This window comes from Serratia sp. AR11 (assembly GCF_056376275.1).
The window spans coordinates 2,628,733-2,643,262 of the sequence record NZ_CM150739.1; the positions used below are offsets into that span (position 1 = coordinate 2,628,733).

The 14,530-nt window shown below is 55.0% G+C and carries 13 protein-coding genes and 1 pseudogene; 7 read left to right on the top strand and 7 right to left on the bottom strand.

The window, feature by feature from the left end; translation table 11 throughout:
• Nucleotides 1-424 precede the first annotated feature (424 nt).
• From ACSOSI_RS12515 to licT, 3 genes are read left to right on the top strand one after another with little or no spacing between them, the layout of a single operon-like run.
• Entirely contained in the window at nucleotides 425-2,290 is a 1,866-nt protein-coding gene (locus ACSOSI_RS12515; RefSeq protein WP_476707187.1) for a beta-glucoside-specific PTS transporter subunit IIABC, read from the top strand.
• A complete protein-coding gene (locus ACSOSI_RS12520) occupies nucleotides 2,287-3,699 on the top strand; it encodes a glycoside hydrolase family 1 protein (protein ID WP_017892759.1) in 1,413 nt (470 codons plus the stop codon). Before ACSOSI_RS12515 ends, ACSOSI_RS12520 begins: the two co-directional genes overlap by 4 nt.
• A gap of 24 nt (nucleotides 3,700-3,723) precedes the next feature.
• A complete protein-coding gene (licT, locus tag ACSOSI_RS12525) occupies nucleotides 3,724-4,563 on the top strand; it encodes a BglG family transcription antiterminator LicT (RefSeq protein ID WP_261435660.1) in 840 nt (279 codons plus the stop codon).
• On the opposite strand, the pseudogene ACSOSI_RS12530 reads toward licT, so the two are convergent.
• Nucleotides 4,560-5,479, bottom strand: a pseudogene (locus ACSOSI_RS12530) (LysR family transcriptional regulator). The gene licT and the pseudogene ACSOSI_RS12530 overlap by 4 nt on opposite strands.
• Before the next feature lie 99 nt (nucleotides 5,480-5,578).
• Here ACSOSI_RS12530 and ACSOSI_RS12535 point away from each other — a divergent pair.
• Together ACSOSI_RS12535 and ACSOSI_RS12540 are read left to right on the top strand one after the other, a co-directional pair.
• Entirely contained in the window at nucleotides 5,579-6,151 is a 573-nt protein-coding gene (locus tag ACSOSI_RS12535) for a chromate transporter (protein WP_017892762.1), read from the top strand.
• Entirely contained in the window at nucleotides 6,148-6,669 is a 522-nt protein-coding gene (locus tag ACSOSI_RS12540; protein WP_012145056.1) for a chromate transporter, read from the top strand. The genes ACSOSI_RS12535 and ACSOSI_RS12540 overlap by 4 nt, the downstream gene beginning before the upstream one ends.
• Nucleotides 6,670-6,709: 40 nt before the next feature.
• Here ACSOSI_RS12540 and ACSOSI_RS12545 read toward each other — a convergent pair whose 3' ends face one another.
• From ACSOSI_RS12545 to ACSOSI_RS12570, 6 genes are all read right to left on the bottom strand, one after another.
• Nucleotides 6,710-7,069, bottom strand: a complete 360-nt coding sequence (locus ACSOSI_RS12545; RefSeq protein WP_017892763.1) for an AprI/Inh family metalloprotease inhibitor — start codon at nucleotides 7,067-7,069, stop codon at nucleotides 6,710-6,712.
• Between the two features lie 157 nt (nucleotides 7,070-7,226).
• Complete coding sequence (locus tag ACSOSI_RS12550) at nucleotides 7,227-8,234, bottom strand: alpha/beta fold hydrolase (RefSeq protein ID WP_476707188.1); 1,008 nt, start codon at nucleotides 8,232-8,234, stop codon at nucleotides 7,227-7,229.
• Between the two features lie 226 nt (nucleotides 8,235-8,460).
• On the bottom strand, nucleotides 8,461-10,065 hold the full coding sequence (locus ACSOSI_RS12555) for a GMC family oxidoreductase (RefSeq protein ID WP_261128977.1): 1,605 nt from the start codon (nucleotides 10,063-10,065) through the stop codon (nucleotides 8,461-8,463).
• Between the two features lie 20 nt (nucleotides 10,066-10,085).
• Nucleotides 10,086-10,604 carry a sugar dehydrogenase complex small subunit gene (locus ACSOSI_RS12560; RefSeq protein WP_476707189.1) on the bottom strand — a complete coding sequence of 173 codons (519 nt, stop codon included), beginning with the start codon at nucleotides 10,602-10,604 and terminating at the stop codon, nucleotides 10,086-10,088.
• A gap of 10 nt (nucleotides 10,605-10,614) precedes the next feature.
• Nucleotides 10,615-11,895, bottom strand: coding sequence for a c-type cytochrome (locus ACSOSI_RS12565; protein WP_112362708.1), 1,281 nt, complete (start codon nucleotides 11,893-11,895; stop codon nucleotides 10,615-10,617).
• 221 nt (nucleotides 11,896-12,116) lie between these two features.
• Nucleotides 12,117-13,022, bottom strand: a complete 906-nt coding sequence (locus tag ACSOSI_RS12570) for a DMT family transporter (protein WP_476707190.1) — start codon at nucleotides 13,020-13,022, stop codon at nucleotides 12,117-12,119.
• A gap of 177 nt (nucleotides 13,023-13,199) precedes the next feature.
• Between ACSOSI_RS12570 and ACSOSI_RS12575 the strand changes: the two genes are divergently transcribed.
• A complete protein-coding gene (locus tag ACSOSI_RS12575; RefSeq protein ID WP_261278410.1) occupies nucleotides 13,200-14,069 on the top strand; it encodes a helix-turn-helix domain-containing protein in 870 nt (289 codons plus the stop codon).
• Between the two features lie 18 nt (nucleotides 14,070-14,087).
• Nucleotides 14,088-14,525 carry a VOC family protein gene (locus ACSOSI_RS12580; protein ID WP_476707191.1) on the top strand — a complete coding sequence of 146 codons (438 nt, stop codon included), beginning with the start codon at nucleotides 14,088-14,090 and terminating at the stop codon, nucleotides 14,523-14,525.
• Nucleotides 14,526-14,530 lie beyond the last annotated feature (5 nt).

Below are 14,530 nucleotides of genomic sequence, written 5' to 3' on the forward strand. Positions count from 1 at the left end.
TTACCAATTGAGAGAGGCTGTAATTATTGTATTTACTATTAAATAATAATGCATCGGTATCAATTTAATTGTGTTTTTTGTTCAATAAATAATAAACAGAGTTAATTTATTTAGGCGGGAATTTTTTTGTCAGTGTTATTTTAATCGGTTAATTCAACCAATGCGCTAAAGTGGGGCGTGGTGGGCAACATTGCAGTGCATTTTCGAAAATTAGTGATGTTAATCACAAAGCTTAACGCAGGCTATTGCCGAAAAATCACAACTATGACGATACTTTCGCCGCGATCTTAGCGATCGCCAGACATTTTTATTACGGCGTGTTACTGCTCAGGCAGGCAAGACCAAAATAGGAATGCACCTCTCATTGCGATGAGGCGCATTTTGATTTTGGTCTTTTTTTTTGTTTTTTTTACGGGGAAACTTTATGGATTACAAACAGCTGGGCCTGGAAATACTGGCGCGGGTAGGGGGCAAGGGCAACGTCAGCAAACTGACGCATTGCGCTACTCGTCTGCGCATGGAGTTTAACGATGACAGCCTGGTAGAGGCGAAAGCGATTGAGGCCTTGCCGGGGGTAATCAGCGTGGTGGAGCGCGGCGGCCAGTTCCAGATCGTGGTCGGCAACAACGTGCAGCAAACTTTCCGTACCCTACAAAAAGAAATCGGCGCTCTCGAGGGGCGACAGAGCGATAAGAAATCACAGGCTCGCGGCGGAGTGATTTCACAGATTATCAGCGTGATCTCTACCACCTTTACCCCGGTGATCCCGGCGATCACCGGCGCGGGGATGATTAAGGCGCTGCTGGCGATCCTCAAACTGACCGGGACGATAGACGCCGCCAGCCCGACCTATCACCTGCTCGACACCATTGCCGATGCGGCTTTCTTCTTCCTGCCGGTGCTGTTGGCCTATGGTGCGGCAATCAAGTTCGAGTGTAACCCGATACTGGCCATGACCATCGCCGGGGTGTTGTTGCACCCTAATCTGGCGCAGATGCTGGCGGCGGGAGCTCCGATTGATTTTATTGGTATCCCAGTGCGAATGGCCGACTATGCCGGTTCGGTGCTGCCGATTATTTTCACCGTCTGGCTGATGTCGTATATCGAGCGCTTTGCCGAAAAAGTTTCGCCGACGATGATCAAGTTCTTCACCAAGCCGATGATTATTCTGTTGGTCACCGCGCCACTGGCGTTGGTGGTGGTAGGCCCGTTCGGCATTTTCCTTAACGATCTGGTTGCCGCCGGCGCGGCGATCGTCGACGGTAAGGCCAGTTGGCTGATCCCGATGCTGATGGGCGGGCTGCAACCCTTCCTGGTGATCACCGGCACCGCCTGGGCGATGACGCCGATCGCGACCGGTCAGTTGAGCAAAAACGGGTTCGAAATGATTAACGGGCCGGGCATGCTGGCCTCCAATATTGCGCAGGGCGCGGCCACCCTGTGCGTGGCCTTCCGTACCAAAAACAAAAACCTGCGCCAACTGGCGTCCTCTGCCGGTTTCACCGCGCTGCTGGGTATCACCGAGCCTTCGCTGTACGGCGTGACGCTTAAGCTGCGCAGACCGCTGATTGCCGCGATGATCGGTGGTGGCTGTGCCGGTGTTTATGCCGGGTTGAGCGGGCTGGTGCGCTATGCCTTTGTCTCTCCGGGGCTGGCGGCGCTGCCGGCGTTTATCGGTGAAAATCCGATGAATATCGTCCATGCGCTGGTCACCTGCGCCATTGCTATCGTTGTGGCCTTTGCGTTGACCTGGATCCTCGGTTTTGAAGATCCGGTCGAAGAGCAGGAGACGCCGAAGACGGGCTCTCACCGCGACGTGGAACAGCAGATTTTCAGCCCGCTGTCCGGCCAACTGGTGGCGCTGGACCAAGTGAACGACGATGTCTTTTCCCAGGGGTTATTGGGCCAGGGCGTAGCGATACGGCCGCAGGAAGGGCTGCTGCGTGCGCCGCTGGACGGTGAGGTGGTGACCTTCCTGCCTTCAATGCACGCGGTGGGTATCAAGGGGGATAATGGCGTTGAACTGCTGGTGCACATCGGTATCGACACGGTTAATTTGGCCGGGCAGCATTTTAGCTCCAATCTGCAAATTGGCGACCGGGTCAAGATGGGGGATGAACTGGTGCGTTTTGATCTGGCGGCGATTGCTGCGCTGGGTTACGACCTCACCACGCCGGTACTGGTGGTCAACAGCGAAGATTTCCCGCAGTTGAGTTGCCGTCAGCCGGGTCGGATCGGCTTTGGCGAACCCATCATCAGCCTGAATAATGCGCAGCAGGAGCCGGCATGATTTATCAACGACTGAACGATTTCCCCAAAGATTTTCTGTGGGGGGCTTCTACCTCCGCCTATCAGGTAGAAGGGGCCTGGGACGAAGATGGCAAAAGCCCGTCGATTGTAGATATGCTCGATCATCCGCCAGGCACCGCCGACTTTAAGGTGGCCAGCGATCACTATCATCGCTTTCGCGAGGACGTGAAACTGTTTGCCGAGTTGGGGCTGAAGGCCTATCGCTTTTCCATTGCCTGGACGCGGGTGCTGCCCAATGGCACTGGCGAGGTCAACGCTGCCGGGCTGAATTTCTACCGCCAGTTGATTGATGAACTGCTGAGCCATGGCATCGAGCCGGTGGTGACGCTGTATCATTTCGATCTGCCCTATGTGCTTGAGCAGCAGGGGGGCTGGTCTAATCGCGCCACCATCGACGCCTTTGTCGATTATGCCGGGGTGCTGTTCGACGCCTTTGGCGACCGGGTGAAGTACTGGCTGACTATCAACGAACAAAACACCATGATCCTGCACCCTGGGGCGATTGGTACGCCAAAGGGTGGCGTACTGCCGTCCAAACGGGTGTTGTATCAGCAAAGCCACCATATGCTGGTGGCTCAGGCGCGGGTGATGGCGCTGTGTCACCAGCGCTGCCCCGCAGGGAAGATTGGCCCGGCGATTAACACCACCTCGATGTATCAGGAAACCTGCCATCCGCTGGATGCTATTGCCGCCCATAACTGGGAGACGCTGCGTTGCTGGAGTTTCCTCGACGTGGCGGTGCATGGCCGCTATAACCCCCTGGCCTGGCGTTATTTGCTGGACCGCGAACTGGCTCCGCAGATGGAGCCGGGCGATGCGGCGCTGTTGCTGCAGGGCAAACCGGACTATGTGGCGATAAACTACTATTCTACCGCCACCATTGCCGCCAGCCGTGGCGACGCCTCCGACATCAGCGCGCGCGCAGGCGATCAGCAAATCATGCTGGGGGAATCGGGAGTTTACCGTGCAGCGGAGAATCCGTTCGTCGGTAAAACCCGCTACGGCTGGGTGATCGACCCGGTCGGATTACGGCTAACGTTGCGCAAAACCGCTGAACGCTACCATTTGCCAATATTAATTACTGAAAACGGCATCGGTGCTCCGGATGAGTTACAGGCCGATGGTACAATTAACGACGATTACCGCATTGAGTTTATGCGTCAGCATGTCGAACAGATGCAGTTGGCGATCAACGACGGGGTAGAACTGATCGGCTATTGTCCGTGGGCGGCGATAGACGTGGTCAGCACTCATCAGGGCTATGCCAAGCGTTACGGGTTTGTCTATGTCAACCGGGGTGAGCAGGATCTGAAAGATCTGCGGAGAATTAAAAAGCGCAGTTTTGACTGGTATCAACGGCTGATTGCCTCCGATGGCCGGCAACGCTAAAAATAAAGGGTGATGGCCGCGACGATGAAAGTCATTAAGGTACTCAATAATAGCCTGGTGCTATCGACTGACGGCGATAACAATGAAGTTATCGTGATGGGCAAGGGTATTGGCTTTAACAGCAAGGTGGGTGACGTTCTCGACCCGGCCACGATAGAGAAAGTGTATGTGGTGCAAAACAGCCAAAAGGGCCGTGATTACCTGCGGCTGATAGAAACCACGCCGGAAGAGCACATTGAGATCGTGCAGATGATCCTTGCCGAGGCTAACCGCCAGCTCAATGGGCGGATTAACGAGCAGATTTTCTTCACGTTGGCGGACCATATCAGCTTCGCCATTGAGCGCTACCACAAAGGGATGGCTATCCAGAACCGGCTGCTGTTTGAGGTGAAGCGCTTTTATCCGCAGGAATTCGCGGTGGCCACGCAGGCGCTGGCGCACATCAACCGGCGGTTGAACATCAGCCTGCCGGAAGAAGAGGCGGGCAACATCGCTTTCCATCTGGTTAATGGCCAGACCGATGTGCAAAACATGGAGCACACGCTGCTGGCGGTGAAGATGCTGAAAGATATTTTCAATATCATCAAATACCATTTTCGCATCAATATCGACACCGATTCGCTCAATTACTCGCGTTTTCTGGTGCATATGCAGTTTTTTATTCAGCGTATGGTCGAGGGGCAACAGATGACGTCGAAAGACGATTTTATCTTTGCTCAGGTAACCAAAGAGTATCCGCACGCCTACCGTGGTGCGCTGCTGATCCGCGACTACGTGAAAAATCTGCTGCAAATGGAAATGTCGAACGATGAGCTGTTGTATCTGGTGATCCACCTGACGCGCATCGCCGACAAGGAAGATTAGCCGGGTGGCTGCTCGCTGACCGCTTCGGTCACCAAATCGCGAAAACGCGTGATGATGGCCGATGTTCGGTTGTTGCGCAGCGCCAGATAAAGCGGCGCACTGAGCTGGGCCCGATCGTCAATCGTCCGGTAGACAATGCCGTCGCCCCCCAAACGTCGCATCGAGGCAGGCACGATGGATAGCCCCAAACCGGCACCGACCAAACTGAGGGTCGCGGGCAGGCGCGGGGCCTCCTGAATCACGCGTGGGCTGAAACCGGCGCGGTGGCAGGCCGCCAGAATGGCGTCGTACAAACCCTGACCCGCAGGCCGACGATAAAGAATAAAGGCTTCTTGGGTTAATGCCTCCAGCGGCAAGGGGGCTCACTGTTGACGGCCAGCGGGTGGCCGACAGGCAGGGCGACCAGCATAGGTTCGCGCAGCACCGGTTCAATCGTCAACCCTGGAATGCCGCCCACCGGCGAGCGCACAAAGGCCACGTCAAGGCGTTCATCCACCAGTGCCTCCAATAGCTCACCGCTGCCGGCCTCTTCCAACTGGGTGGTAATGCCCGGCAGGATCTCCCGGTAGCGGCGCAGCAGATTGGGCACGAAAGGGTGCAGAGCGGCCGAACTGGTGAAGCCGATGGCGATATGCCCTTGTTCACCCCGTGCGGCACGGTGCACCGCCTCGGTCAGTTGCTCTGCCCGTGCCAACAGGGCACGAGCTTCATTGAACAGCACATTGCCGGCTTCGGTGACGCGCACGCCGCGTGGCAGGCGTTGCAACAGCTTTACCCCCAGCTCATCCTCCAGCCCTTGCAACAGGCGGGTTAACGGCGGCTGCTGAATAAACAGCCGTTCGGCGGCGCGGGTGATATTGCCTTCTTCCACCACGGTAACGAACGCCCGCAGGCGACGGAGTTCAATCATAGACATACCTTGAAGGTATCCTTGTTGCTTATGAAATGCATTAGACAGCATGACATGGCGGCGCGCATCATACCAGCCATCATAAAAAGCAATCTGGAAGCGGCAATGTCTGAATCTGATGCAGTAAAAAACAGCCAACTAGCGGCCCCTCCGGGTAACAGTGAGCTATTTTTGGGCTTTCTGATGCTGGGGCTGATTGGTTTTGGCGGCGTGCTGCCGCTGGCACGTAACATGCTGGTGGAAGACCGGCGCTGGTTGAGCGGTGAACAGTTCACCGAACTGCTGGGGTTGTGTCAGTTTTTGCCCGGCGGCAACGTGATCAACCTTTCAGTGGCGGTGGGTATGGAGTTTCGTGGGGTACGCGGTGCCTTGTGCGCGCTGCTGGGGCTGATCAGCGCGCCAACGGCGATTGTGGTCGGGTTGGGTATGGTCTACGCCCGTTTCCAGAACGATGCCCATGTGCAACACGTGTTTGCCGGCTTAGCCGCTGCGGCGGCCGGTTTGCTGTTGTCCACCGGGATAAAAATGCTGTTACCGCTGCGCGGTAAATGGCTGGCACTGGCGATTGTGGCGCTCAGCCTGATTACCATTGCCTGGCTGCGTTTGCCGTTATTACCGACCATGCTGGTGCTGGCACCGCTGAGCATTCTGCTGCTGTGGTGGAGGGATCCATCATGATCGCTATCTTGATCTCACTGGCATTGATTTTCACCGAATTGTCGCTGCTGGCGTTCGGTGGTGGCATGACCATTCTGCCGGAAATGCAGCGCCAGGTGGTGGAGGTTCATCAATGGATGAGCGCGCAGGAGTTCAGTGCGCTGTTCGCCATGGCGCAGGCTGCACCGGGGCCGAATATGATGATCGTGCCGCTGATTGGCTGGCACGTGGCCGGCTGGGCCGGGCTGTTGGTCTCTTCGGTTGCCAAGTTCGGCCCGTCGTCGATCGTCACCCTGCTGGTGATGGGGGCCTGGCGACGCTTCAAGGATAAACCCTGGCGGCGCAGAGTGCAGAGTGGCCTGGTGCCGGTTACCGTCGGTTTAGTGGCGGCGAGTGGGGTGCTGATTGCCGAGGCTTCCGCGCCAAGCTGGCCGCTGGCGGCGATTATTCTGCTGGCCACGGTCGTGAGCATGAGCAAGCGTATTCATCCGCTGTGGGTTTTGGCGGGCGGTGCGTTAATGGGATTGTTGGTGGCGTGACGACAGGTTTTTTACGCTGCCGTCACGCCAGAAAAGACGGTTATTGGCGTGGCGTCAGAGTAAAGCGCGGCTTGCCGTGATGATTTATCACTTCGTAGCGTTTGGGGGCGGTCAGCGCCAGAAACGCCACCATGCTGCCGTCGGCGTTGGTTAACGTCATGCCGTCCGGCGTTGGGCGCCAGGCGACCGGCAGTTCGGCGAGGGCCAGCGGCTGCAGACATTGTGCAGAGGCGGTAAAACGGTAGGCGTTGGTGCCTTCGATCAATTCATCGCTTAACTCAACTTCGCAGGCGGCGGCTTTGCCTTCGGCATCGTTCAACTGCCAGTGCCCTTTCAGCGCAGAGGGGGCCAGCAGGGGCAGTGAACTGGCAAAGGTAGTGCTGCTTAACATCATGCTCATAACAACTCCTGTCAGGGCAACGCGCCGTACTGCGCGTATAGAGAGAAATCTCGGCATCGGCCACTCCTTACTTAAATCCGTTAATACCATAGCACGATCCCAGTTTCCGGGTGAGTGAAGGGCAAGGGGTTTTAATTTCCTGTCCTGTATCGAATCGTTAGGGGCGCAATGCCTTAATCAACGCCTGATTAAACTGTGCGGGTTCTTCCATTTGCGGCGCATGGCCCAGCCCCGGAAACTCGATCAGGCGGGCGTGCGGGATCAGTTTTGCCACCTGTTTGCCCAACACATTGTAATGCCCAAGTTTGGCTTTGACCGCCGGTGGGGCAATGTCGCTGCCGATGGCGGTGGTGTCGGCGGTACCAATCATCAGCGTGGTTGGCGTTTGCAGATCCTTAAATTCGTAGTACACCGGCTGGGTAAAAATCATGTCGTAAATCAGCGCCGAGTTCCAGGCCACCAGGCGATGCCCCGGCCCGTTGTTCAGCCCGGCGAGCATATCGACCCAGCGGTCATACTCTGGTTTCCAGCGGCCGATGTAGTAGGTATTCAACTCATATTGCCTGATACCTGCCGCGGAAGTTTTCAGTTCACGCTCGAACCATTGATCGACGCTGCGCCAGGGAACACCCTTGGCCTTCCAGTCTTCCAACCCAATCGGGTTCACCATTACCAGTCGCTCAACCGCCTGCGGATACATCAGGCTGTAACGCGTCGCCAGCATGCCCCCGGTGGAGTGACCAACGATCACCGCTTTACTGATTTTCAGGTTATTGAGCAACGCGTGGGTGTTCTGTGCCAACTGTTGGAAGCTGTATTGGTAATGTTGCGGTTTGGTCGAACTGCAAAAGCCAATTTGGTCCGGTGCGATCACCCGGTAACCGGCTTTGCTCAGCGCTTTGATAGTGTCTTGCCAGGTGGCGGCGCAGAAGTTCTTACCGTGCATCAGCACCGCAGTGTGACCGTTGGCTTCACCTTCTGGCGGCACGTCCATATACCCCATGCTTAACTGCTGCCCCTGAGAGGTGAAGCTAAACTGCTGCAAGGGGTAAGGGTAGTGAAAACCCTGCAGCTCTTGGCCGTATTTTGGCGATTCGGTCGCTGCTGTGGCGGTAAAAGCGGTGAGGGCGACGGATAACAGCCAACGACGGGAAAATCTCAGCATCCTGATGTCCTTATGAAAAATCGGCAAGAGTCTGAGTATAGCCCTAATGGTTGAGTTTTCAGGGCGACGTCGCCGCTTGTGCCTTGGGTGACATGCCGAGCGGGTTTTCGTTGAAGCTGATGCAGATCGGATTATCTACGGTTGGAGCGACGAATGGCGCATTGCCAGACGTGACATCGGCCAGTGCGCTGCGGTTCAGCCCTGCCAGCGCAACGGCGATGCGTTATTAAATCTCTTTATTAATAATTTCAGCGACGCGTAGAGCAATCGCATAACCGGTCAGAGTTGGGTTAACCACGGTGGAACTGGGGTGTACGCTGGTACTGGTGATAAAGAGGTTGGCATGATCGAAAGAGCGGCATTCATGGTTGACCACGGAGTCCCGTGGGTCACTCCCCATAATGGTGGTGCCCATGATATGGGAACTTGGTACCCAAGCCTGAATATCATTCAGTACCTCAGTCGCACCGAACAGACTCCTGAATTGGTCATAGTCTTTATAGAGCAAAGCCATGGCGTTCATGGTGTATTCATGGGCAATGTCATAGTTGATGCGTGGCGTAGGAAGACCCAGTGCATCGCGCTTATTGCTCAGGGTGACCCTGTTGGTCGGATCGGGCAATACCTCGACGTAAGATGCAATCTTCAGGTAGCGCGCGGAATTGTGGCGGATCAAACGATCAAGCTCCGGGCCTACAATACCTTGACTCAGCAATCGGCGGGTAATCAGTTCGTTAGGAACGGTATTATCCAGGAAGTGGCGAATAGCCGCATGCTGGTGCCGCAGCGGCGTGTCGCGCCAGGTGTTGATGCTTCCTTGTTGAGTCGGACCACGTCCCGCCCAAACGGGATCTTTCGCCAGCATAGAGATAGACCGCCCGGTGTGCCCCATCATGTTACGACCTACCTGATCGGATGAATTACCGATGTCCGACATCAGCATCAGTTTCGGCGTTTCTACCCCATGTGCGGCCAATACGAAATAACGTGCAGTAAGGCGTGTGCTTTCACCCTGCGGATTTTTATAGTGGATAGCGACAATCTTGTTATCCGGTCCTTTTTCAATGCGGTAAGCCACTGCATTGACTAACAGTTTAGCGCCATTCTGTTCGGCCCATACAACAGGTTTATCGCCGGAGAACTGTGCACCAATTGGGCAGATAGGCGCACAGTTATTATTGCCCGCGCAGATCGGTCGCCCTTGATAGGGGCGCGTCGCGCGTGCATTAGGTTCATCAACAAAGTGGTGATTGACTGTTGATACCTTTTCGGCCACTTGCTGAGTCAAATAGCTCCAGGGCTGCATTGCCATGGGATAAGGTTTAGAGCGCGGGGGATAAGGTTGTTGCCCCAGACCTCGCTGATCGTCGGTGTTTGAACCACTCACGCCAATCTCTTCTTCAGCCTGTTGGTACCAGGGTTCCAGCATGTCGTAGTCAAGCGGCCAGTCACGGCCATGGCCGTACAGCGTTTTTAATTTGAAATCGCTGGGCAGATTTCGCCAGGTTGCACCGCCCCAGTGCCAGGTGGTTCCACCGACCAAACGCAAGAAAGCAGGCTTTTGGGTGATATTGCCGACGCTCTCGATATAGTCGTCAGAATATTTACCCGAAGCGGATTTTGGCGCCCAGGGTACGTCAGGGTAAGGACCGTTATAGTCCGATTTATTGCCATATTGGCGAAATGCTTCAAGGATTTCCGAACGCTTAACGCGAGGGCCAGCCTCTAAAATGGTGACTGATCGTCCCTGTTTGGCAAGGCTGTTGGCGACGGCTCCGCCCAGAATACCGGCACCCACGACGAGAATGTCGCAATCATATTCAATGGCCATAGTTTGCTCACTATAAATTTTTAATTGTCTAAATTTGGCGTAGCCACCCAGTAATTAGGCTGGGCGCGGATATAAGTAGGGATCACGGTGACATCAATGGTCTTTTGGAACATCAATGCCTTTTCATAACTCACCACTACCGCCTGGCGACCGCGCCCCACATTGCCGGTATAAAAACTTTCTATAATAAGCAACGCCAGTTTTCGGTTTTCATCCTCGGAGGGAAGGGCAGAAATGAAGGATTGAACGTCTTGCGCGCCGCTGATAGAAAGCGCTTTTTCCAGGGTGTTGAGGCGGTGATTAAACTGCTCCGTATGGGAGACCAGGGCCGAATACATTGCGGCGGAAAATGCGGGTTCGAGTGTCGGCCTGTTGGTCAGCAACCGGGCCAGTTTCAAAAAGGCATCCACACCAGGTCTATCATCCACTAACTTGAGCGGGGCTGAAACGATATTGATAGACAGCAAGGCGGCTCCCGCAATGGCGCTACTTTTCAGCAGGCGACGTCGGGATAAGCCATAGCTCGATTTATTTTTCATATACGACGTCCTAATTGCTGGAATCACGGAGCTTTTTAACCTGATCGGCGTCCACGGTGAGCTTGTGCCCCGCAAAACTTTCCACCAGGTATTCAGCCAGTTGTGCCACTTGCTCATTGCTTAATTGGTCGGCAAACGCGGGCATGAAGTAGTGTTCCTTGCCATTGTTCACCTCGGCACCTTGTAAGATGACTTTGATCAGATTGTTGGTGTCCATGGCACCGACAACGCTGTTGCCGACCATGGAAGGGTAATAGCCGTCCGTTGTTCCGCTGCCTGTTCTGCCATGGCAACTGGCGCAGTTGTTTAGGTAAACGTTGGCTCCGGTGGGATCGTTATTTTCTATTGGCTGAATCTTTGATGAGCGAGGTCGCGTTTGGTTATCACCTACGGACGGTATATCTCTTAAATACAAAGCGATAGCCTGTAGGTCCGCATCGTCCATTTTGCTAAAACTATGGGTGACCGCTTCAGCCATTGAACCGGCAGCCTGAGCTTTAAACGGCACATTGCCGGTTTTAAGATATTGCACGATCTCCGGCTGTGACCAGCTACCGATTCCCGAGGCCATGTTGCTGGTGATGTTAAAAGCTTCCCAGCCGCCAATCTTCGCACCGGCCAGGAAACCTTTCTGGCTTTCGTCATAGGCTTTTTCCTGCATGCCTAGCCCGCGGGGGGTATGACAGGAGCCGCAGTGCGCCGCGCCCTGTACCAAATAAGCGCCACGGTTCCACTCTGGGCTCCGGTCAGATTTGTATTGATAAGCGCCTTTTTCCAGGAACAGGGTATTCCATGCGATCAGCGGCCAGCGCATAGTGAGTGGCCACGGGAAGTCGGGCTCCTTATTTTCTTGATTAACAGGTTCAACGCCATGCATAAAATAGGCATAAAGGCTGGCAATATCATCATCAGTCAGCTTGGTATAAGACGGGAATGGCATTGCCGGATAAAGATTCGAGCCGTCGCGCCTGATACCTTCACGCAACACTTTCTTGAAGTCGTCCAGTGAATATTCGCCAATGCCGTAGGTTTTATCTGGCGTGATGTTGGTAGAATAGATATTTCCCATCGGCAGAGGCATGGCTAAGCCGCCACTGAAAGGTTTGCCTCCGGATGCCGTGTGACAGGCCACACAGTCAGAGGCGATAGCTAAATAGCGGCCTTTTATCAGCCTGAGATCCTTACCTGCATCGACAACTTCAGCGTAACTCAGAGAAGTAGATAAAGAGATTGCCGTGACGATAAAACCGGCGAGGATCTTTATCATTAAATGAGGGATCTTATTGCTCATCTTTATTTTCCAAACCAATTGGTTAATAAAATACAAAAAATTACCATAATACTGTAACGGTTTAGTATTAAATGTATTGATTTGATGGCATGAATGTCAATGCTGATCTCAGGCTTTCAGCATTAATTGTTAATTTTTATTGGTTATAATAAAGAGGGAGATTCACTTGTGATCGTTTAGAGCAGGATAAAACGCCTTCCAGAAGGCGTTATTTACTTATTTTATACCGCCCGGCGACGCCACAAAGCCGTGAACCGGCCCGGTTTGGCGAACATCACCAGATTACCCAGCAGGATCAGGCACAGGCCAATCACCGCATTCAGGTGCCACTGGTAGCCTTCATAAATTGTCGAAATGCTCAGTGCCACCAGGGGGAACAACAGGGTGCTGTAGGCTGCGGCACCGGCACCGATACGGCCCAGCAGGCTGAAATAGGCCGCAAAGGCAATCACCGAACCGAATATCGCCAGATACAGCAGTGAGCCGATATAGCGAGTGCTGAACTCAATCTGGAATGACGCACCCTGGGCCAGGGCGATCAGCGCCATCAGGATAGCGCCATAGCTCATGGCATAGGTATTGGTAGACAGAATATCCAGCCCGCGCCGCTGGTGGCGGGAGCTGATCATATTGCCCAAAGAAAAACCGAAAGTGCCCAGCGCGCTCAGCCCGATGCCTTTCAACAGCTCCGGCGCCATTTGCGTGGCGACCAGATCTTGCCAGAACAGGGCGACGATCCCGGTGATACCCAGCACCGCCGCCGGCAGCAGGTTCGGGCTGGGACGTTGCCGGAAGAAAATCAACCCGTTGACCGCGTTGAACAGCACTGCCATTGAGAAAATCACCGATTCCAGCCCGCTGCTGATATAGGCCGCCGCATGGTAGAAGCAGTAAAAGTTGAACCCGAACACACAGCAGCCTTGCAGGATGCAAAACAGATGGTCACGCAGCGTAATGCGGCGCAGGCGGCGCGCCAGTAGCAAAATAACCAACATCACCAGCGCGGCGACCACAAAGCGGTAACTGATGGACACGGGAATAGCCACCGGGCCTTCCTGCTGCAGGGTAATCGCAATCCAGGTGGTGCCCCAAATCAGCACCACGGCAAGGTACAGCAGCGTATTCATAATAGACTCCAGCAAAATAGACCGGCTCAGTATCCGTCGTTGCCTGTCGGCGTGCTTTCAGCGCTTTGCGTACAATTGCATATTCTTGCGCTTTTTTTGGCAAAAGCGCGGGCTGACGGCTGGTGTGGCGCTGCGCCACTCTCTACACTGGGTGGATGGGTGAAAAAGGGGACGGCGATGTCCGGCTACAAGGCGTTTGAAACACTGCGGGAACATAAAGCGCGGTTGCACAACAGCGTGCAGCTGGGTTCTGGCGTGGAACTGGCCGCCTGGTCCAACTGCAATGACCGTATTACCCAGGAAAGCGCCGATCACCATACTCTGAGTCTGTATATTGCCGACGGCTATGAGTGCTATCAAAAAGTTCCCGGTGGCTGGAAGAACGGCGGCGGGCCGGATCGCTTCTGCATTATGCCGCGCCAGTATGAATCTACCTGGGACGTGCGCAGCGATTTGTCTTTCGTGCACCTTTACTGTACCGACCAGCATTTGCGTCAGGTGGCAGAGCAAACCTGGGATCGCAGCCCGGCGGCGATCAATCTCGAACCCTACGCTTTTGGCGAGGATCCGCAGATCACACTGCTGTATCGTCAATTTTTACTCAACTGCGACTGGCATGAGCGCGCCAATCAACTGGCACTCAGCAGCGCCACAACCCTGCTGATGTCGCACCTGGTCCAGCGTTACAGCCAATTGCAATGGGCGTTACCGCAGGTCCGCGGCGGTCTGGCTCCGGCGGTCGCCAAACGGGTGAAAGAGTATATTGAGCAGCATCTCGACCAGCCGTTGTTGCTGGCAGACCTGGCGGCACAGGCAGGGCTGAGTGAGTTCCATTTTGCCCGGATGTTCAAACATGACACGGGCCTGGCACCACATCAGTTTGTGATGCGCGCGCGGCTGCAGCAGGCAGAAAAACTGCTGCGCCACAGCCTGCTGCCACTGACGCAAATTGCGCTGGAGTGCGGTTTTAGTTCCTCCAGCCATTTCAGCAACCGCTTCAAGGCGGCCTATGGATTTTCCCCAACGCAAATGCGTCAGGGGCGTTGATAGCCAACAGGAGAGAACATGGAACAGCAGTTCGCAGGACTGGGCGTGTTGTTTATCGCCGGATTTGGGCCGATTACCCAGCATATGGAACAAAGCAAGGCGTTCTACGCTGACGCGCTGGGGCTGCCGCTGAAGCCCATGGACGGCAATGCCGATTATTTGCTGACCGAGCATGGCGCACTGGAGGGGGTTAAACACTTCGCCCTGTGGCCGTTGGCGCAGGCCGCACAGTCCTGCTTCGGCAGCGATCAATGGCCGGCCGATTTGCCGGTGCCGCAGGCCTGGATGGAGTTTGACGTTGCCGATATGGCACTGGCAACTCAGGGGTTGATCGATCGCGGTTATCGTCTGTTGATCGCCAACCGCGAAGAACCCTGGGGCCAGAGCGTCACCCGGTTGCTCAGCCCGGAAGGGCTGTTGATCGGCGTGACCTTTACCCCCTGGTTACGTGATTAACCATT